Source organism: Marinimicrobium sp. UBA4509 (assembly GCF_002388575.1).
Taxonomy (GTDB): Bacteria; Pseudomonadota; Gammaproteobacteria; order Pseudomonadales; family Cellvibrionaceae; genus Marinimicrobium; species Marinimicrobium koreense.
Window position 1 is genome coordinate 191514 of sequence record NZ_DGMV01000051.1, and the last position, 20987, is coordinate 212500.

A 20987-nucleotide genomic window follows, 5' to 3' on the forward strand; every position below is an offset into this window, starting at 1 on the left:
CACGCCCCGCCTGGCTGATGAATGTAGAGAGCGAGTGAGTGTCTGAGTATGCCTCTGTCCAAAGTCCAAGGTGTCGGGTTGGGTCTGCGGCGCGAGTTGCTGGATCAGTTGCCGCCGTCCCCCGACGGTCGTATCGACTTTCTCGAAGTTGCTCCAGAGAACTGGATGGCGATGGGGGGTCGGCTTGGCGCGAAATTCCGCGCATTGACCGAACGCTACCCGTTCAGCACCCACGGTTTATCCCTGTCCATCGGTAGTCCGGCGCCGCTGGATGTCGACTTTGTGACCCGAATCAGACAGTTTCTCGATGAACACCGGATCGAGCTTTACTCAGAACATCTGAGCGCCTGCAGCGACGACGGTCATCTCTATGACCTGATGCCGGTACCCTTTACAGAAAGTGGCGTGCGCTGGATCGCCGAGCGCGTACGCCAGGTTCAGGATATTCTCGAGCGGCGCATCGCTCTGGAGAATGTCTCTTACTATGCGCCTGTCACCACGCCGCAGATGCCGGTGCCGGAGCTGGACGAGGCCACCTTCATTCGGGCGGTGCTTGAAGAGGCGGATTGCAACCTGTTACTGGACGTCAACAACGCCTACGTCAACAGCGTCAATCATCGCTATGATGCCGAGGCATTTATCCGCGCCATGCCGGCCGAGCGCATTCAATACATGCACATTGCCGGTCACTACCGGGAGGCGGAAGACCTCCTGGTGGACACCCACGGAGCGGATGTCATCGATCCGGTCTGGCAGCTGCTGGATGTGGCCTATGACCATGCGGGTATCTGTCCCACACTGCTTGAGCGGGACTTCAATCTGCCACCGCTGCCAGAGCTGCTGACCGAAGTGGATACGGTTCGTGCGCACCAGAACGAGGTGGCCCATGTCGGTGCCCGATGATTACCGGGAGGCGCTGAAGCGTTTCGCCGGTGCCATCCGTGATCCGGAGGGGCAGCCGCATACGGAAGTGGAAGCGCGCCGGATGAAAATCTATCAGGATCTGTTTTTCAACAACCTGAATACTTTCTTGAGCAACAATTTTCCGGTGTTCAAATCCCTGATGCCTGAAGACTGGTGGCTGAAAGAGGTGCGCGGTTTCATGCAGCACCATCGTTGTCAGAGCCCCCTGTTCTCCGATATCGGGCGTGAATACATTGATTACGTCAATTCCGACGCTCGGCCGATCACCCCGGAAGATCCCCCCTTTATGGCGGAACTGCTGCACTACGAGTGGGTGGAGTTGGCGTTGCAGATTGCGACCAATCCCGAACCTGAACCGGGGTTGCACAAGGATGTTATGGCCGGCCACCCGGTGCTGTCACCCCTGGCCTGGCCGCTGGAGTACCGTTTCCCGGTGCATCAGATCGGCCCCGGGTTTCAGCCTCAGGAACCCCCAGAGCTTCCTACCTGGGTATTGGTGTATCGCACTCGGGATCGTCGGGTATCGTTCATGGCTTTGAATGCCTTTACCGCACGCCTGTTGGCGCTGCTGGATGCGAAGCCTGAGCTGAGCGGTCGACAAATTCTTGAGTGTTTACAACGAGAGTCCCCACAGGTTGATCCCGATGCGTTACTGTCCGGCGGTGAACTTATCCTGCAGGAATTTTATGATCTGGGGGTACTGTGTGGCGCTCGTCCACTCCACTCGCCGGATGCCTAGTCCGACATTCATCGACAAGAGCGTCTCTCACTATGAAAGCTTCTGACTTACTGGTCAAAGCGCTGGAATCCGAAGGGGTTGAGCGAGTCTTTGGTGTGCCAGGTGAAGAAAATCTGGATTTGCTGGACTCGCTCTCGCGTTCTTCCATTGAACTGGTGTTGACCCGGCACGAACAGGCGGCGGGCTTCATGGCCGCTACCCAGGGGCGGCTCACCGGCCGGGCCGGCGTGTGCCTGGCCACGCTCGGGCCGGGGGCAACCAACTTGGTGACCGCCGCGGCCTATGCCCAGCTTGGTGCCATGCCACTACTCATGATTACCGGTCAAAAACCGATTAAGAGCAGCAAGCAGGGTGAGTTTCAGATCATTGACGTTGTGGACATGATGACGCCTTTGACCAAGTACACCCGTCAGCTGGTGAGTGGTCAGGCGATTCCGGCGAGGGTTCGCGAAGCCTTTCGCCGTGCCGAACTGGAACGGCCCGGCGCCGTGCACCTGGAACTGCCGGAGGATGTCGCACAGGAGTCTACCGAGGCGCCGATCATCGCACCGAGTCGAGCCGAAATGCCCCAGGCGTCCGATGAATGCCTGGCACTGGCCGCACAAGCAATTCGCAGTGCGCGGCGTCCCCTGTTGCTTATCGGCGCCAGCGCGAGCCGTTACGACATCCATGCTAGCCTGAAAGCCCTGGTTGATCGTACGGGAATTCCATGGGTTGCCACCCAGATGGGTAAAGGGGTGCTGGATGAACGGCATCCCGGGTATCTCGGCACAGCGGCGCTTTCGAGTGATGACTTTGTCCACCGGGCATTTGAGGCGGCGGACCTGATTATCAACATCGGGCACGACGTGATCGAAAAGCCGCCCTTTGTAATGGGCGCCGATACCGATGCCGCGAACTGCAGACTGGGTGCCGGGGAGTTTCTGGCGCCTTGTGGCGATGCACAGGTCATTCACCTGAACTACGTGCCGGCGTCGGTCGACAGCGTCTATTACCCTCAGCAGGAAGTGATCGGTGATATGGCGGACAGTATCAGTCGGTTGGCTGACCGGTTGAGCGTCGAGCCGCATTGGGATTTCGCGGTGTATCAGAGGGTGCGTCAAGGGTTCACTGAGCAACTCACAGCGCACGCACAGGATGCGCGAATACCCATGGATCCGCAGCGGCTGGTGGCCGAGGTAAGGGCGCTGATGCCCGATGATGGCATCCTCGCACTCGACAACGGCATTTACAAACTCTGGTTCGCTCGTAACTACCCCGCCTATCAATCCAACACCTTGCTGCTGGACAATGCGCTGGCGAGCATGGGGGCCGGGCTGCCTTCGGCCATGGCCACCAAGTTGGTGCACCCCGAACGACGGGTTGTGGCTGTGTGCGGCGATGGTGGCTTTATGATGAACTCTCAGGAGATGGAGACGGCCGTTCGATTGAAACTCGATTTGGTGGTTCTGGTGTTACGTGATGATGCGTACGGCATGATTCGTTGGAAGCAACGACATATGGGTTTTTCGGACTACGGATTGAATTACGGCAATCCGGACTTCATTCGTTACGCCCAAAGCTACGGGGCAACGGGCGTGGAAGTGACATCCATCCCGCACCTGGTGGACAGCGTTCAGAGCGCCTGGCATCAAGGCGGAGTGCACTTGATTGTGGTGCCGGTAAACTATGAAGAGAACGAGCCGCTACTGAACCACCAAATTCCCGCAATGAGTCGAGCGCTGGCGCTCTGAGCACCAGCGCCCGGCGTAATTCGTCCGGGAAGATGGCATCGTCGTTTCCGGAACAGACGTATAGACAGCGACGACGTGTTGGAGTGAGCCGTTTTATCGATCCGCGCTCGCCATACTTTTTCACATCAAAGGATGCAGAATGCAACGCTTGTTGATTATTGCCCTGGTCGCCGCTCTGGTTGCCGTTTTCTTTGGGTTCGGTCTCGACGACTACTTTACACTGACACAGCTTAAAAGCAGCCAGGAGACCTTCGGGCAATGGTTGCATGACTTCCCTGTGCTGGTGCCCACGGTCTATTTTGCGGTTTATGTGCTTGTTACCGCCTTGTCGTTGCCCGGCGCGGCGATTATGACCCTGGCCGGCGGCGCGCTATTCGGGTTGTGGCAGGGGCTGTTGCTGGTCTCTTTCGCGTCCAGCATCGGGGCAACACTGGCGTTTCTGGTGGCCCGGTTTGTGCTGCGTGAATCGGTGCAGAACCGCTTCGGCGAGCGCTTGAAGGCCATTAATCGCGGTATTGCAAGGGACGGTGCTTTCTACCTATTTACGCTGCGTCTGGTCCCGCTGTTTCCCTTTTTCGTCATCAACCTGGTGATGGGGGTGACGCGTCTGAAAACCTGGACCTTTTATTGGGTCAGTCAGTTGGGCATGCTTGGCGGTACCGCCGTCTATGTCAATGCCGGCACCCAGTTGGCGGAGATCGACAGTGTGGGCGGTATTTTCTCGCCGGAACTCATTCTGTCGTTTGCGCTGCTCGGGGTGTTCCCCTGGATCGCAAAGGCGATTGTGCGCCTGGTTCAGCGGCGCCGGGCCTACAAAGGTTGGACCAAACCGAAGCGGTTTGACCGCAATCTCGTGGTGATTGGCGGTGGTGCGGGCGGCCTGGTGTCTGCCTACATCGGGGCGACGGTCAAAGCCAAAGTCACGTTGGTGGAGGCCCATAAAATGGGGGGTGACTGCCTGAACTATGGCTGTGTGCCCAGCAAAGCGCTGATCAAAAGTGCCAAGGTCGCCCACCAGATGCGACATGCGGACCATTATGGTCTGAACGCTCAACAGCCGACCTTCAGCTTTCGCGCCGTGATGGAGCGAATTCACAAGGTGATCAAGGAAGTCGAGCCCCATGATAGTGTCGAACGCTACACCGGTCTGGGGGTTGATGTGGTGCAGGGCTACGCCACGATTGTGGACCCCTGGACCGTCGATATCGCCCTGAATGATGGTGGTACCCAGCGCCTGACCACCCGCAGCATTGTCATTGCGGCCGGTGCCGAACCTCTGGTGCCGGATCTGCCCGGACTGAACGATGTTGGCTATGTCACCAGCGATACGCTGTGGGATACCTTTGCGAAACTGGACGAACCGCCCAAGCGCCTGATCGTGCTCGGTGGTGGTCCCATTGGTTCAGAGCTGTCTCATGCCTTCGCTCGTCTTGGGTCCAAAGTGAGTCAGGTCGAACGAGGTGAGCGCATTCTCGCCAAAGAAGACAGTGAGGTGTCGGAGATCGCCCGTGAGGCAATGATGGCCGGTGGGGTTGAAGTGCTGACCCGACACGAGGCCTTGCGTTGCGAGCGCGACGGTGATGAAAAAGTGCTGGTGGTCAAACACGAAGGCGAAGAAAAACGGATCCCCTTTGACCAACTGCTGGTCGCGGTGGGCCGCAAGGCCCGATTGACCGGTTACGGACTGGAAGATCTGGGTATCCGCACTGAACGGACGGTCCTGACCAACGAATACCTGGAAACTCTGTACCCGAACATCTACGCCGCCGGCGATGTGGCGGGGCCCTATCAGTTTACCCACACCGCCGCGCACATGGCCTGGTACGCCGCGGTGAATGCGCTGTTCGGGCAGTTCAAACGCTTCAAGGTTGACTATTCCGTCATCCCCTGGACCACCTTCCTGGATCCGGAGATTGCCCGCGTGGGCATCAGCGAGCGTGAGGCGAAGGCGCAGGGTATAGATTATGAAGTTACCCGCTTTGAGTTGGCCGAGTTAGATCGCGCCATTGCCGACAGCACCACCACTGGCTTCATCAAAGTCATCACCCCGAAAGGCAAGGATAAAATCCTGGGCGTAGTCATCGTCGGTACCGAAGCGAGCAACCTGATGGCCGAATTTATTCTTGCCATGCGTCACGGTCTGGGCCTGAACAAAATTCTCGGCACCATCCATGTCTATCCGACGCTGGCCGAGGCCAACAAGTACGCCGCCGGCGAGTGGAAAAAAGCCCACAAGCCGGAAGCGGTACTTCGGTGGTTGGAGAAATACCATACCTGGAGACGGGGAGGGGACAGATGATAGCGTCACGTGTATTTACGGCAGGTGCGCCTTCGGCTTACCAGCCCTACGCACAACTGTTTAAGCATTCTTCCCGCAACGAGGAAAATCGGAGTGCAGAGGTGCGTCGGTCCGAACACCGTTTCAAGACCGTGAGCCGTGGGACTAGCGCTCTCGAGCTTACAGGGATGTATTTACAGCGTGTCTTGAAACGGTGTTCGGACCGACGTACCGGACGTGGTGAATCGATCAAGTTTTCTATGCACGGAATCGTGTTCGTTGCCTTATCCATGCTAAGTGGTTTGGCTATTTCGAGCGACTTCGACCACCAGCACAAAACCTACGCTCAGGTACTCGAAAACCACGTCCAATGGAATGAAGAAGGCACCGCTTCCACCGTGGACTACGAAACGCTCAAAGCCGCTCCGGACACCCTCAATCAATACCTGGGGCAACTCTCCGGCGTCGAAAAGTCCCAGTTCAAAACGTGGAGCCGCGACCAGCAACTCGCCTTCCTGATCAATGCCTACAACGCCTTTACCCTGAAACTCATTGTTGACCATTACCCGGTCGACTCCATTCGGGATATTGGCACGTTCTGGCAGAATCCCTGGAAGATGCGCTTTTTCACCCTGTTGGGAGAAGAGATGCATCTCGATCAGGTAGAGCATGAGATCATCCGGGAGCCCGGTGTCTACAACGAGCCGCGTATCCACTTCGCCGTCAATTGCGCCTCCGTTGGCTGCCCGGCGCTGCGTACAGAGCCGTTTACCGCCAAGCAGATCGAGCAACAACTGGAAGACAGTACCGAGCGTTTTCTGCAAGACGAGACCCGCAATCGCTATCGGGATGGCCGGTTGGAGGTGTCCTCCATTTTTAAATGGTACCGGGAAGATTTTGAGCGCGGTTGGCAGGGTATCGACAGCCTGAATGCGTTTTTTTTGCGTTATGCCGATAGCCTCGGGTTGAGTGAAGCCGAAAGAGAGCAGCTCCGCGAAGGGGCGGTGGTGTATCGCTTTCTCGATTATGATTGGACGCTGAATGAGTGAGCGTTTTCGGGCATGGCAACGGCGGATGCGGGCACCGCTGCGCTCGGCCCCTACGGATAGCTCTGAGGGTCGCGTAGGGCGGATAAGCGCAGCGCATCCGCCGTTACCCAACGTAATACCCCGCGCCACCGTATACGTAGGGGCTAAGCGAAGCGGAATAAATCCGCATCCGCCGTAAAACAACGATGAATGTATCAAATGGAGCAAAGTTGTTAATGAAAAACCGATTGTCCAAACGAGTGCGGTCGTCAATTCCGCGAACCCTGTGCGCCAGCGCCGTCCTCATAGCCGCGCTACCCGCTCACGCCCAAACCAGCAGCATTCAGGATGTCCTCGTGGTGGGCGAAGCCCTCAGTGGTATGGGCAATGTGCGCAGCGACGAAGTCGACGGGCCTTTTGGCCTGGGCCAGACCATCGCCGACATCGGCCGTTCAATCACCCCGGTGACCGAAGATTTGCTGAACGAAGCGGCCATCGACAACCTGCAGGAGCTGCAGCGGGTCGCTCCCAACACCTTCCAGGCCAAAGGCTTTGGTGCGCCCAGTCTGCCGACGCTGCGCGGTCAGTTGGGCGAAGTCTTCTCGGCCGGTATGCGTCGCCAGGTGGGCAATAACGGTCTGGGTATTCCGTTGTCGTTCAACTCGGTTGGCCAAATCGATATCGTGCGCGGTACCCCTTCGGTGATTCTCGGCACCACTCAGCGCACCGGCGGGTTTGTGAATATCACGCCCAAGCGCCCGGACCTGAGTGAGCCGGAGGGCCGCGTCAGTCTGACCGGTGGCGAATGGGACCAGTACGGTGCGCAGTTGGATTATTCCTGGGTGATCGATCCGGAGCGCCAGGGGGCCCGGATCAGCCTGGAGCATAAAGACGAAGGCAGTTTCTACGACTATGCCGGGCTCGACAGCACCAACCTGTTTGCCGCTTACCGTATCTTGCCCAGCGATCATTTTGAGTGGAATGTGTCGCTGGAATACTACGATGTGGAGTGGACCGATAATGCGGGCATCAATCGCCCGACCCAGGATCTGATTGATCACGGTCTTTACGTGCAGGGGCAGGGTGTTCAGCCCAATGGCTCCAGGGTGCCGGGCGCCTTTGCGGTCGTCAGTCCAACCGGCGAGGTAAAGATCCCCCGCAACCGGGTACATACCCACCCGGACGACATCAACGGGGCGGAAACCCTGTTGCTGCATTCGGTGTTCAATGTTGAGCTGGCGGACTCCATTCGCCTGGTCAACCGTTCCTACTACGAACATCTGGAGCGCGAGGAAATCGCCCAGAACAGTTTTGTGGAAATTGTCGACGGGGCCGATACGCTGGAAAACCGCACCGAGCTGCACATCCACAACACCACGGTGGGCGCCAACCTGCGTTACAACGACGTGCTCGGCTACAGCCAGTTCACCACCGAGGCCGATCTGCCCACAGACTTGACCGGTCCGCTCAGCAATCGGGAAATCCCGCTGACCGACGTACAGAAGGCGCGTCTGGTTGAATTGCGCCCGGGCCTGTTCGTTTCTCCTGGAGCCCAGTACGACATCGACGGCGACGGGGTGGGGGATTTCAATCTGTCGGACACGACGGATTCCTCCAGTGTGCAGGGCGGATTATTTGTTCAACACAAACAGCCGCTGACCGAGCGCCTGCAGTTGACGCTGGGCGCACGGGGCGACTGGTACGATGTTACCGCTCGGGATCCCATCGCACCTGAAGGCGTCGAGGCGGCGCGGGACAACCACAACGACTTCCTGAAAGCGGGTGAAGCGACGTTGCATTATCGATCTGGTGAATCGGTAACCCTTTACGCCACCAGCAGCTACAGCGAATCCACCTCCAACAGCATGGCCGGTGGCAATGTGCTTGGGGGGAACAACCAGATCGATCCGCTCAACTTTGCCACCGAAAATACCCTGCATGAAGTTGGCCTGAAATACGCGCCCGCTGGTTCACCCTGGTATGCGGATGCGGCGGTTTTCGATCAGACCCGCAGCCTGCGCAATCGCGATGGCAGTAACAGTGGGGTGGCCACCCGAGGACTGGAGGCGCAACTGTTTTATCGCGGGGAGCGTGCCTGGATGAGCGTGGGCGCCAACTGGCTGGATGCCGAGTTCGATAATTCCGCTGCGTTTCAGGCCGCGGAACAAGTGGCGGATGCCTTCGATGACTCCCGCCCGGATATCATTCAGGGCACCGGTGTCGGTGCGCCTAACTTCGCTGCCTTCCCCGCGTCCAACCAGCGTCTGCACGGCCTGCCGGACTGGAGCCTGTCCGCGGCGGGTGGGTACCTCTTTGCCGAGGGTTGGTCGGTGGGTGGCTCCGCCGTGCTGACCAGCGATTATCCGCTGGACTATCTGCAAACGGTCACCGTTCCCGAGCAGTTCACCCTGAATGCCAACCTGGCCTATGAGTTCAATCAGGGCGCCAGTCGCATCCGCCTGGATGTATTCAATCTCACCGACGAGGAAAACTGGACACCGGTGTTTGAAGGCGGGTATTTTGGTTCCTCTTTGGTCTTTCCGGAATTGCCACGGCATGTTCAATTGCAGTTTACCCAGCGCTTTTAAGCGCGCCCTGACCGCGCTGCTTCTGATGAGCAGCGCGGTCGTGGTCCAGGCCGAACAAACCGCCGAGGACTGGTCCGACGTGGTGCAGGAGGCGCGCGGCAGCACGGTGTTCTTTTACGCCTGGGGTGGCTCAAACTCGGTCAATCAGTATCTGCGCTGGGCCGGCAGACACCTGAATCGGCAGTACGGCATCAACCTGCGCCACGTCAAAGTCAGCGACATTGCCGAAGCGGTGCATCGCTTGCGCAGCGACCAGGCTGCCGGTCGGAAGCAGGGCGGAGCCATAGATCTTCTGTGGATCAACGGCGAAAATTTTCACGCACTGAAAGAGAGTAAGTTGCTGGAGCCGGATCTGCTGAGTGCGATTCCCAATCACGTTCATCTGCTCACGGACGAGTTGCCGCTGTTGACGGACTTTGGGGTGCCGGTGGACGGCTTCGAAGTGCCCTGGGGTATGGGCCAGTTCAACATCATCGCCCGCGACGGCAGCTTTGCCGAACCAGCCATCACGCCAGAGCAGCTTCTGGCCTATGCCGAACAGAACCCCGGCCGGCTCAGCTATCCCAAACCGCCGGATTTTATTGGCACCACCTTTCTGAAGTCCCTGCTGCAGGCTCTGGCCGATAATGACGAGCGGCTCTACCGCGAACCCAGTCGTAGTGCCGAACGGGACCTGCTGCCTGTACTGTGGGATTATCTTGACCAATTGCATCCGCTACTTTGGAAAAAAGGCCAGGCGTTTCCCAAAGACTCGGCGCAACAACTGCAGTGGCTGGCGGATGGGCAGCTGCATGCGGCGTTCAGCTTCAACCCTCAGGAAATGGACAGCAAAGTCGGCAATGGCCGGTTGCCGGAGACGGTAACCCAGCACTATTTTGCCCAGGGCGCGATCACCAACAGCCATTACCTGGCGGTGCCGCACAACGCCTCCCACAAAGCGGCGGCGAAAGTAGTGATCAATTTTCTGATTTCTCGCAGTGCTCAGGCCCGCAAGGCGGACCCGCGCTATTGGGGCGATCCGGCGGTGGTCAGGCTGGATGAGGCGGAGGCGCTGTTGCCCACCGCTCAGGAGCTGCACGCCGGCTGGCAGGAACGGCTGGAGGCACATTGGCTCGCGCGCTACCAGTAAGCCCGACCCTGAGCACGACGGCCGGGCTGTGTCTGGCTTTACTGCTGGGCCTGCCCCTGACGGTCGCGGTATGGCCCTACGTGGGTCAACTGGTCGGGCTGAGTGCCGACGCAGTCACTGATTTTGTGCGGGCGCCGGGACTGACCGCGGCCATCGGCTATTCTCTGGTGCTGGCGACTCTGGCGCCGCTGCTGGCCTGCTATGTGGCACTGGCTTTCAGCGCGCGGACATCACCGCGCCTGCTCGGATGGCTCGCCCCGTTGCTCTCCATTCCCCATCTGGCCTTTGCCGTGGGCGTGCTGTTTTTATTCAGTCCCACTGGTTGGCTGGTGCGCGGATGGCACAGTCTGTCTGGTGGTTTTGAGTCACCGCCGGCGTCGGCCTTGTTGGCGGATCGGTCTCTGTTCACCCTGTTCTGGGTGCTGCTGCTGAAGGAAATCCCCTTTCTGCTGCTGATGATCCAGAGCGCCCTGACCCAGATCCCGGCCGAGCGCTACCTGCAGGCGGGGCAGACCCTGGGCCACTCCCGACTGGCCAGTTGGTGGCAACTGGTGGTGCCCGAGCTGCTGACCAGGCTGCGCCTGCCCATGGCGGCGGTGGTGATCTACACCCTGTCGGTGGTGGATGTACCGCTATTGATCGGCCCCAATCTGCCGGGCGTGTGGGCCCAGCAGGTGTTTCAGTGGCAGCAGGACTTTTCGGCTCAGGCGGCTCACTCGGCACTGCTGGGCAGCCTGGTGCTCATCGTATTGGCGGTCCTTCTCCTGTGGCTGAACCGGCAGCACGAACGTCTTTATGCCGGGTTGGTGCGCGGGTGCCGGCGGGCGAAGGTCACTGTGTTGCCCTGGCTCGGCGGCCTGGGCTTGTTGATGCACTCCATCGCGCGCCTGTGGTTGCCTTTGATGGCGATGCTTTCCATAGGGGTCATGGCGGCACTGGTGGTCTGGTCGCTGGCGCAAAGCTGGTTCTATCCGGATCTTTTGCCCGGCACGTTCAGCCTGTCCACCTGGCAGAGTGAATGGCCGTTTCTGGCGCCGCTGCTCTGGCAGACGGCGGGGCTTGCGCTGGTCAGCGCCAGTGTCGGGCTAGTCGGGGCGTTGGTATGCCTGGAATGGCAGGCCCGGCGCGAGCGCTTCTGGCCCCAGTGGGTATTGCTGCTGGGACTGCTGGTACCGCAACTGCCGCTGGTGATGGGTTGGCAGTTTGGCCTGAGTGCGCTGCGTCTCGATCCGCACTGGTATTGGGTGCTCTGGGCCCACTGTGTGTTCACCTTTCCCTACGCCTACCTGATGCTTTCCGGTGATTACCGCCGCTTCAATCGACGCTGGCTGCTGGTGGGCCAGAGCCTTGGCTACTCAGCGCCGGCCTGCTGGTTTCGGATCCTGTTGCCCATTCTTAAGCAGCCGATACTCTATGCTTGGGTGATCGCATTTTCGGTCAGTGTCGCCCAGTACCTGCCCACCCAACTGTTGGGGGCCGGCCGTGTGGTGACCGTCACCACCGAAGCGGTCAATATTGGCAGCGGTGGGGACCGCCGTCTGCTGGGGCTCTATGCGTTCTGGCAACTCTTGCTGCCCCTGATACTGTTACTATCCGCCGCCCTGTTGAACCGACGGGCGCGCTATCGCTTCGCGCCGCGTTAACCTTCCCGGAGTCGCTTAATGCTCGATACCCGCCTGATTCCACTGACCCGCCCGCCGCTGCGCTGGCTTGCCGCACGACTGGATCGCCTGGGCATTACCGCCGACCAGGTGACTGTCGGCGGTTTCGTCATCGGGATGTTGTGCATTCCACTGCTCGCGCTGGAATGGTACGTCGCCGCACTGGTGGTGATTGTGCTCAACCGCCTGAGCGACGGCCTCGATGGCGCCCTTGCCAGAATTCAGGGCATTAGCGACTCTGGCGGCTTTCTGGATATCGTGCTGGATTTCATTTTCTACAATGCCGTTCCCTTCGGTTTTCTGCTCGCCAACCCGGAGCAGAACGCGTTCTGGTCCGCGCTGCTGATGCTCTCCTTCGTCGGCACCGGCACCACCTTTCTCGCCTTCGCGATTATGGCCAACAAATACCAGCTCGACAGCCCGGACTATCCGCAGAAATCCCTCTACTACATGGGCGGTTTGGCCGAAGGCACCGAGACCATCGTGGCGTTGGTGCTGTTCTGCCTGTTCCCGCAATACTTCCCCTGGCTGGCGGGCCTCTTCGCTGTGATGTGCTGGATCACCACCGCCGCACGGATACGGGCGGGCTTTACCACCTTGAAAGCCCTGTCACCGAGAGTTCGAACCGTTAATTAGTTGGGGCTGAGCTTTTGCCGGAATACTGTTAAAGTGCATCCGACCATTATGGTCGATGGTCCACAATAACGTTATTCCCGGCAAAGGTATTGGATATGAGATTCCTGACAAAGATACTCGGCGCTGTGTGTATCGCACTCGCCGTGTCTGCATGCTCCAGCGTACCCGTGGAGCACGAAATCAACCATCATCGAGATATCGTCTGGGCCAGCCCGGAAGGGTTTGATCTGACCCTGGATATTGCGGTGCCGCAAACCGACACTCAGGCCCGGCCCGTTTTGGTGGTCATTCACGGCGGTGGCTGGCTGGTGAACGATCAGTCCATCATGACGGACCTGGCGGACACCATTGCCCGACGTGCTGATCTGGTGACGGTGAACATCAACTACCGCCTGCTGGGGGACCTGGATAACACCACCACCATGGATGAAATCGTGGAAGATGCCATGGGAGCGGTGCTCTGGGTGAAAGACAACATCCAGCGCTACGGTGGCGACCCGGATCGCATTGCCGTGACCGGTGATAGCGCGGGCGGGCATCTGTCGGCCATGGTGACGCTGGCGGGGCGCACGCTGAGCAATGACGGCTTTGATTCCAAACCGTTGGGTTTCACCCCGACCTACTTGCCTGAGGGGATGACCGCCGAGGCCGTAGCCAGGGAGGATGGGTTGCGGGTGCAGGCGGCCATTCTGAGCTATGCGGCGTTCAGCCTGTACGAATCGGCCAAAGGTGGTTTCGAGCAGGACAGCAATCCGTTCTGGGCCTGGGGCGGCGCCGAGGCGCGCGGCATGTTTGGCGACGATATCAATGTCGAAGATAATCCCGAGTACTATCAGGCGGTATCACCGGATCAGTACCTGGTCAGTGCCGAGGAGTACCCCTTACCACCCCAGTTTGTTCACGTCGGGTCGGAAGACCAGCTGACGACTCCGGCCAGTGCGCGCGCTTATGTGGATGCGCTGAAGGCCTTGGGCCAGCCTGCCACCCTGAAGATTTACGAAGGCAGGGGTCACGGATTTCTGGACAGTGGTTGCAATGACTACACCCAGGGCTGCTTTGAGGAACTCTCGGAACCGACGGTCAGCGATATGATTGCGTTCCTGAACGGAGTCTTTGAGCTGGATGATTGATGCCCATACTGGGACGAGTACATCTGCGCATCCGCGGTACTGAGCAATTGCGGGGCGGTGTTGCCATCCTCTGGGTAGGGCGCGCCGCCCAAAGTGTGCGCTGAGGAATAATTTGGATTGACCGGGCTGGCGGTGGTAATGGCGGAGACTATGGCTCTATAATCGCGAATCTTTGCGGGGGTTCTATGAAAAAGCTGTTTTCGCCGATTCTCAATCACTTCGAAAAGGGCGAAGCGCGCTATGCTTACAAGCCCTTGCACCGCACCATTCTGATTGTGGTGGCGGTTCTGTTCCTGGTCATAGCGTCGGGCTCCCTGTTTGCGGCCATCAAGTTTTCCGTGTTGGGCGGTCTTATCCCCGCCGTGGTTTTTCTGTCGGGCAGTATTATCTGTGCGGTGGTGGGCCTTCTCGGAAGCGACAAGGCCGTGGCCAATATGTGGAAAACCCGCTGATCAGTAAACGATCCCCACGGTATCCAGGTAATAATCGGTGTAGGTAGTGTATTGCCCGCGCTGCCAGGCAATGACGCTATGGGAATCCTGCGGAATGATCATGGGGCGGATGTTGTGGCGCGCCGGGTCATCGGTCAACTGTTCCCACTGAATGTCAGCGGTTTTCTGTCCCTCGCCAATATGTGCGCGAAAAATCTGATGTTTGCCACCCAACGCTTCCCCGGTTTTTGGGTGAACATCTGTCGAAATCACCACGTGGTTCGGGTCTGACGGGTCGAGCGTGATCAGCCCGGTATAGCTCGCTTCGCGCTCGTACAGTCGGCCGCCGGCGTGGGCCACTTCCCGATCAATCCACTGCGCTCCATCCCAGGACGCCAGGCGGTAGCGTTGGTCGTTATTGCTCAGGTAGAGCGAGTAGCCGATATGGGGATGACCCTGCTCGTCCAGAACGATCGAGCTGGTCCAGGCGCTGTTGTGAGCGCTGAGCTCGTGGCCCCGGAAACCGCCGCCCCCGCCCTCGAATATCCGCTCGGCCTCTGATGGCTTCAGCGGCCCATCCTCCTTCAGGTTTTTGATGAAGCTACCGTCGGCCTTGTAGAAATTGCCGTTCCTGAATTCGGCGTAGTAAATACTGGTGCCGTGTACCCTTGGGTGGGCGTCGGTAAAGGAAACGGCGATAGTGTCCTGCCCGTTGCTGGCGTAGCGGGGGTAGGGCCGGTTGCGCCCTTCAACCTCACTTTTGATGAAGTGTACGGGATCGCCCCAGCTGGCGCCTTCATCATTGGAGGTGACGAAGGTGGGGTTCCATTCGATGCCCCGGTAGAAGTTGTACAGAGTGTCTTCGGCGGCCAGAGCGTACAGGTTCATATAGGTAACCGGCTCGCCGCTCTCCAGCGTGTGCTCTTCGCCCCAGCTCAGGTAGTCGTCGCTATCGGAGAAGCGGTAATAGTGCTTGTTCTCGGTGCTGTGACGGGCGTACACCACCAGCAGACTGTCGTCCGGACGGGCAAAAGACGCGGGGGTATTGTGATCATCATGGTCAAAGTGCTTGTGCAGGCTGGTTCTGCCCAGGATGACCCGATTTTCCAGATCGTATACCCCCACCGCCGCATCGCCAATGCCGTTGCCTGCCACCCCGCCGATGATCAACTGCCCGTCGTGAATGATGGCGCGCGGGTCCTGAAACCAGCACCAGCCGCTGTTGTGCATGAAGGTCTGAATGGTGGGCTTGGCGGCTTGATCGTTGGCCGTTTCCTGTGACTCAAGCAGCTTGTAGACTTCCGAGCCTGCGGCCAGAAAGGCACCGACGCCATAGACTTCGGTGTAATCCGGGAAGGACTCCCCCGGTTCGGCGCCGACCGGTTGCACATGCCCTAACAGGCCTTCATCGGTCACCGCATCGGCCAGCGCCTGCCAGGCGCTCTGTACCACCGGTTGATAGGTGTCCCGATCGAGAATTCCTTCATTGATGCCCCAGGCCAGGCCAAAGGTGAAAAAGGCGGTGCCACTGGTTTCCTTGATCGGATACTGCGCGGGGTCGCCGAGCAGCCCCATGGACCAGGTACCATCGTCTCGCTGAACGGAGCGGATCTTGCGAGCCATTTTTTTATAGAGTTCGAGATAGAAATCCCGTTGCTCCCAGTCTCTAGGCAGATCGGGAATCATCAGCGCCAGGCCGGCGAATACCCAGCCATTGCCTCTGGACCAGTAAATGTTTTCGCCGTTTTTCTCGCGCTGATCGAAGAAACTGGAGTCCCGAAAGAACAGCTGATCCTCTTCGCTCCAGAGCAGGTCATGGGTGGCGAGGTATTCCTGGTGCATGAAATCCAGGTACTTTTCCTCTCCAGTGACTTTCGCCAGCCGGGCCCACACCGGGGGCGCCATAAACAGGGCATCACACCAGCCCCAGCGCTCGTGTGCGTGTGTGTTTTCGGCATTCCAGTCCAGGGTACCGGTTTTCGGGTTTTCCAGTATCCAGTCAAATTGGGACCGCACCGGGTTCAGCATGGCCGGGTCATTGAAGTCTTCGTACAGGGCGAGGTAGAACTGGCCCACCACATGGTCATCGGCATGGTAGGGGCGCCGGTGCAGGGCCCAGTCGTTGCGCTCGCCGATCATCTTCAACCACTCGGTATACTTGGGGTCATCGGCGATTTTGCGCCACTGGTTCATGCCCGCGTAGAGCGCACCGTTGTGCCATTCCAGGTCGTGATACTGCTCCCGGTTGGCCCAGTCCGGTGGGTCCTGGGGCAGGGCGCGGTATTTGCCCTGCTCCTCGAAATGCTCGATCTGCCAGTCGGCCACTTTTTGGGTCAGGTTTTTGACCGATTCGGATGTGAATTCCGGGGATTGGGGTTCCGCCGTATGCTGACAGCCAGCGGCCAGCAGCAATGTGCATAGCGATAGGGCGCGCGCAAGGAATCTCATGCGGTTGTTCTCCATTCTCTCGTTTTATTATTTATGCCGTTTGTATGCAGCAGGAATGCTAGCACTTATTGTAGGACAATTCGATATACGTGGTTGCGGTAGGAGCCCCCGGCGCTCCGCTTCCCAACACGCCCTCGAACCGATTCCGGTCATTAGGGTAAACTCGTGCAACTACTGATGTTTGGAGAGGCCTCTATGACATTCGGCCAGCCGCACAACCGGCTACTGCTCAACTGCGATATGGGTGAGAGCTTTGGCCCCTGGACCATGGGGCGGGATGAGGACGTCATGCCGCTGGTGGATCTGGCCAATATCGCCTGTGGCTTTCACGCCTCGGATCCGGTCACCATGACCCGCACGGTGCTGTTGGCCAAGCGGGCCGGGGTCGATATTGGCGCGCACCCGAGTTACCCGGATCTGCAGGGCTTTGGGCGGCGCAGCATGCAGTGCAGTCCCCTGGAGATTGTGGCCCTGGTGCACTATCAGATCGGCGCTCTTGCCGGTATTGCCAAAGTGCACGGAATGGCGCTCTCCCATGTCAAACCCCACGGCGCCCTGTACAACGATATGATGCGCCATGAGTCGGTACTGCGTGCCGTACTGGAAGCGGTGGCGACCTACGATGCCTCTTTGCCTTTGATGGTTTTGGCCACGGCCGATAACGAAGCTGTGGGGACAGTGGCCGATGAATTCGGGGTGCGGCTGTGGTTTGAGGCGTTTGCGGATCGGGCCTACGATGAGCAGGGGTTTCTGGTGCCGCGGTCTGTGCCCGGAGCCGTTCATAATGATCCCGAAGTGATTGTGGCCCAGGCGCTCAGCCTGGCTACCAGTGGCCAGGTGCAGACGCTGGAGGGAAAGACGCTGACCCTCGATGCCACCACCCTGTGTGTGCACGGAGATAACGACGACTCGGTGCGGTCGGTGCGGCGTATTCGTGATGCATTGGATGGCTGGTACCAGGAGAACTGACCTTTGGCGGACTGGACTCTAGAGCCCGCCGGAGCGGACGGCCTCCTGCTGCGCTTTGGTGATCGTATTGACCCCGCTCTGGTGCCAAAGATTCGTGCGGCCACGGATTGTCTCGCCAGCCGGTTGACCGGCCGTGTGCGAGATCTGGTGCCCTCCTACACCACCTTGCTGGTCGGTTTTGACCCGCGATACGAATCGTTTGATAGCCTCGCTCCCCTCATTGAGTCGTTACTGAGCGAGCTACTCACGGCGCCTTCCCATGCCGGCCATCTGGTGGAGATTCCGGTGTACTACCACCCCTCGGTAGGCCCCGATCTGGAGCGCGTGGCTGCCCATCACCAGATTACGATCGACGAGGCGATTCGCCGGCATACCGCCCGTGAATACACGGTGTATACCATTGGTTTTGCGCCGGGCTTTGCCTATCTCGGCGAGGTGGCGGACGAGTTGGCCACGCCGCGCTTGGACAGTCCCCGAAAGAGCGTACCGGTCGGCTCAGTGGCGCTGGCAGACCGGCAGACGGCAGTGTATCCGGTCAGTACTCCGGGCGGCTGGAATCTTCTGGGGCGCACCGCGCTCAAGATGTTCGACCCCGACCGGGACAACTTATGCCCGGTCGCACCGGGCGACCGGGTGCGGTTTGTGTCCATCAGCCGGGACGAGTTTCTGGCGCAGGGAGGGTGGCTGGATGACTGATCGTCCCACCTTCGGACTGACCGTGATCAAGCCCGGTATGCTGACGCTGCTGCAGGACCTGGGGCGGTTTGGCTATCAGCACCTGGGGCTGACCCCCGGAGGGGCCGCGGATGAGCAGGCGTTTCTCTGGGCCAACAAGCTCCTGGATAATTCACCCAATAGTGCTGCCCTGGAAATTACACTGGGGGGGCTGGAATTAAGAGTAGAGAAAGCCATCCGCATTGCCCTGACCGGCGCTGACCTGCAGGCAAGCTGTAATGGCGTGGCATTGGCCAATTGGCAGACCCATAACGTCAAGGCCGGCGATCGGCTGCAATTCGGATTTCCCCGCAGTGGTGTTCGAGCCTACCTGGCGGTGGCCGGCGGGTTTGTGCTCGCGCCTGCGTTCGGATCGGTGGCGACCGTTGTGCGCGAGCAGATGGGCGGGCTCGATGGTCGGGGGCGCCCGTTGCAGGAAGGTGACTGTTTGTCCTGTGCCGTTAGTGAGCACGGAATGTTGCGCCGAGTGCCGCCACGCTATATTCCCGACTACGCTGAACCGCTGACCGTGCGAGTGATGGAAGGCCAGCAGCGGGCCCTGTTTGACGACGCGCAGATGAACCGGTTTTACGCCAGTGAGTATCGGGTATCCACCCAGAGCGATCGCATGGGCGTCCGCCTGGACGGGCCCGGGCTGCATCCGACCGAAGGAGGGATTGTCTCCGAAGGCATTCCCTTTGGCGCCATTCAGGTCCCTCCCAGTGGTCAGCCCATCATTTTGCTCAAAGACCGTCAGACCATCGGTGGCTATCCCAAACTGGGTACGGTTCACCCGCTGGATGCCTTTGCACTGGCTCAGCGCCAGCCGGGTCAGTTGATCCGGTTCACGTCAGGGTCAACCAATGAGGTCAATGACTACCGGGAATTTCTGCGGTTTATGCACGAGCCGTGATTGAGAGATTTCAGGCTCTGTCGGGCCAAGCGCTGGGCATGACAAAAAAGCGGTCGCGCTCGACCCAGTAGCCGGATTCCGGGTCGGGTGCCAAGGCGGAAAACAGGCGAGGGGTTGCTCTCTCGTGAATCTGCGCGAGTGTGGCTTGGGTGGCCTCGACGCCGGGAGTTGAGGTCTGCATCCAGGGCCCGAGCCAGTGGGTTTTTTTCAGTGGCACCCAGTGACGGGTGTCCACCTGTTCGATGTCTTCCAGATACAACCAGTGCCCGCGCAAATGATCTGGTGAGGCCTGGACCGGCGCGGGGTAGTCCTCCTGCCAGGGATAGAACAGGTAGCCGGGCATGATGACCCGGGCGGTGCGGGGCGTGTCGATGCCGAGCGCCCGCAGGGCTTCTGTGGTTTCCGGGCGGTGGGTCAATCGGCTCTGGTGCTCGCGCAGGTGGCGGGTTTTCAGGTCCAGTCGGTCCCGGGCGTTGGGACCGTACCAGAGTGGCTCAATGCCATCGGGGGCCGGATGGCCCAGGTAGAACTTCACGGCAATTTCGTGGTGCTCAAGCTCGCCGGTATCGGGGTTACGAAAAATAAAATCCAGCTCGCCCAGGGTTCGTCCCTGCCCCCGAATCGGCAGATTGTTGATCACTTTTTCCCACCCCAACAGCTCGGTCATCAGGCAGTCGTACAGGCGTTCAAAATACAGCCCCAGGCGCGGCGGCGGTGTGTCACTGAGGAACGCCGGGCCCGCTTCAGGATGGGCGGCCCAATGGTCCAGCGTCATGCGGATGCGGTCCTGTTCGTGAGGTGACAAGTGCCAGCGCCAGGCCTCCTGCCAGAGCGGTGGTGCGCTCAGCAGCCAGGCGAGGTGGCGCAGAGGACTCGATGAATAGCGCGTCGCGGGAATGGAAGTGCTCATGGGGCCAGTGTATCCCAGTTGTTCGGGTTTTACCCCTGACCCGGGTTTTACTTTTGAGAAGCGGCCTGAACTGTGGTCAAATGGTGTTCACGCCACTGACCACGCCCCTGAACACCCGAGGTAAGCACCATGCCAAGAGCCGCCAAATACGACCGCAAGACCGCTCTCGACAAAGCGGTATCGCTGTTCTGGGCCCGGGGCTATCACGGTACCTCGCTCAAGCAGTTGGAGCTGGCGCTGGATATGCGCCCCGGGAGTCTCTACGCCGCCTTTGGCAGTAAACAGTCCCTGTTTCTGGAGGCGCTGGATGTCTACGCCTCGGACTTACTGAAACAGCTGGACGAGCAGCTCAAGGCGGCCCAATCCCCCATGAATGCCCTGCAGGCTTTTTTGCGCCACATGGTCATCGGGGACTCTCCGGCGTCTGAACCGCCCGCGCGTGCCTGCATGATTGTAAAAACGCTACTGGAGGTGACCGAGGAGGATGAGCCTTTGGGAACCCGGGTCAATGAGCTGTTGACCGACATTGAGGAGATCTTCGAGGACTTGCTCAAGCGCGCCCAGCGCGAGGGCGAACTGCGTGGGGATGTCGATTGTGAGCGGCTGGCGCGTTTGCTTCAGGTGCAGATCATGGGCTTGCGCACTTTTGCCCAGCGGCATGTGGACGATCAGACGCTGGAACCATTGCTCGAAGATGTGAATACGTTGCTCGATGGCTACCGGGTACGGCACTGACCTTCCGGGTCAGTGCCGTCT

Annotated in this window: 17 protein-coding genes; 15 read left to right on the forward strand and 2 right to left on the reverse strand. The window is 59.4% G+C overall.

All coding sequences use genetic code 11. The features are described 5' to 3' along the window. The first annotated feature begins 48 nt into the window (after positions 1-48). The 11 genes from B3520_RS09870 to B3520_RS09920 all read left to right on the forward strand — a co-directional run bounded on the left by B3520_RS09870 (position 49) and on the right by B3520_RS09920 (position 14298). Complete coding sequence (locus B3520_RS09870; protein WP_286806812.1) at positions 49-903, forward strand: DUF692 domain-containing protein; 855 nt, start codon at positions 49-51, stop codon at positions 901-903. After that, positions 887-1663 (forward strand): DNA-binding domain-containing protein, encoded by a 777-nt coding sequence (locus B3520_RS09875; RefSeq protein ID WP_286806811.1) that lies wholly within the window; start codon positions 887-889, stop codon positions 1661-1663. The genes B3520_RS09870 and B3520_RS09875 overlap by 17 nt, the downstream gene beginning before the upstream one ends. 32 nt (positions 1664-1695) lie before the next feature. Next, the gene (locus B3520_RS09880; RefSeq protein WP_286806809.1) at positions 1696-3396 is read left to right on the forward strand and encodes an acetolactate synthase large subunit; all 1701 of its coding nucleotides are present in this window, start codon (positions 1696-1698) and stop codon (positions 3394-3396) included. 139 nt (positions 3397-3535) lie between these two features. Then, entirely contained in the window at positions 3536-5695 is a 2160-nt protein-coding gene (locus B3520_RS09885; protein WP_286806808.1) for an FAD-dependent oxidoreductase, read from the forward strand. A 281-nt stretch (positions 5696-5976) separates the two neighbouring features. Continuing rightward, a complete protein-coding gene (locus B3520_RS09890) occupies positions 5977-6723 on the forward strand; it encodes a DUF547 domain-containing protein (RefSeq protein ID WP_286806806.1) in 747 nt (248 codons plus the stop codon). A gap of 215 nt (positions 6724-6938) precedes the next feature. Beyond that, on the forward strand, positions 6939-9290 hold the full coding sequence (locus tag B3520_RS09895; RefSeq protein ID WP_286806804.1) for a TonB-dependent receptor: 2352 nt from the start codon (positions 6939-6941) through the stop codon (positions 9288-9290). Continuing rightward, positions 9259-10419: an ABC transporter substrate-binding protein gene (locus B3520_RS09900; RefSeq protein WP_286806803.1), complete on the forward strand. Its 1161-nt coding sequence runs from the start codon at positions 9259-9261 to the stop codon at positions 10417-10419. The genes B3520_RS09895 and B3520_RS09900 overlap by 32 nt, the downstream gene beginning before the upstream one ends. Beyond that, positions 10398-12062 (forward strand): ABC transporter permease, encoded by a 1665-nt coding sequence (locus tag B3520_RS09905; protein ID WP_286806802.1) that lies wholly within the window; start codon positions 10398-10400, stop codon positions 12060-12062. The genes B3520_RS09900 and B3520_RS09905 overlap by 22 nt, the downstream gene beginning before the upstream one ends. 18 nt (positions 12063-12080) lie before the next feature. Further along, positions 12081-12716, forward strand: coding sequence for a CDP-alcohol phosphatidyltransferase family protein (locus B3520_RS09910; protein ID WP_286806800.1), 636 nt, complete (start codon positions 12081-12083; stop codon positions 12714-12716). Between the two features lie 95 nt (positions 12717-12811). Further along, positions 12812-13846, forward strand: a complete 1035-nt coding sequence (locus B3520_RS09915) for an alpha/beta hydrolase (RefSeq protein WP_246004378.1) — start codon at positions 12812-12814, stop codon at positions 13844-13846. Positions 13847-14031: 185 nt separating this feature from the next. Next, entirely contained in the window at positions 14032-14298 is a 267-nt protein-coding gene (locus B3520_RS09920) for a hypothetical protein (RefSeq protein ID WP_286806798.1), read from the forward strand. Here B3520_RS09920 and B3520_RS09925 read toward each other — a convergent pair whose 3' ends face one another. Next, a complete protein-coding gene (locus B3520_RS09925) occupies positions 14299-16725 on the reverse strand; it encodes a glycoside hydrolase family 88 protein (RefSeq protein WP_286806796.1) in 2427 nt (808 codons plus the stop codon). Positions 16726-16920: 195 nt separating this feature from the next. On the opposite strand from B3520_RS09925, the gene B3520_RS09930 reads away from it, so the two are divergent. Genes B3520_RS09930 through B3520_RS09940 form a run of 3 tightly spaced genes read left to right on the forward strand, consistent with a single transcriptional unit; the run spans position 16921 to position 19321 of the window. Next, complete coding sequence (locus tag B3520_RS09930; RefSeq protein ID WP_286806795.1) at positions 16921-17694, forward strand: 5-oxoprolinase subunit PxpA; 774 nt, start codon at positions 16921-16923, stop codon at positions 17692-17694. Positions 17695-17697: 3 nt separating this feature from the next. Further along, complete coding sequence (pxpB, locus tag B3520_RS09935; RefSeq protein ID WP_286875946.1) at positions 17698-18390, forward strand: 5-oxoprolinase subunit PxpB; 693 nt, start codon at positions 17698-17700, stop codon at positions 18388-18390. Then, positions 18383-19321, forward strand: a complete 939-nt coding sequence (locus tag B3520_RS09940) for a biotin-dependent carboxyltransferase family protein (RefSeq protein WP_286875947.1) — start codon at positions 18383-18385, stop codon at positions 19319-19321. The genes pxpB and B3520_RS09940 overlap by 8 nt, the downstream gene beginning before the upstream one ends. A 10-nt stretch (positions 19322-19331) precedes the next feature. On the opposite strand, the gene B3520_RS09945 is transcribed toward B3520_RS09940, so the two are convergent. Next, complete coding sequence (locus B3520_RS09945) at positions 19332-20231, reverse strand: DUF1853 family protein (RefSeq protein ID WP_286875949.1); 900 nt, start codon at positions 20229-20231, stop codon at positions 19332-19334. A gap of 129 nt (positions 20232-20360) precedes the next feature. Here B3520_RS09945 and B3520_RS09950 point away from each other — a divergent pair, with 129 nt between their 5' ends. Continuing rightward, positions 20361-20966, forward strand: a complete 606-nt coding sequence (locus B3520_RS09950; protein ID WP_123638402.1) for a TetR/AcrR family transcriptional regulator — start codon at positions 20361-20363, stop codon at positions 20964-20966. Positions 20967-20987 lie beyond the last annotated feature (21 nt).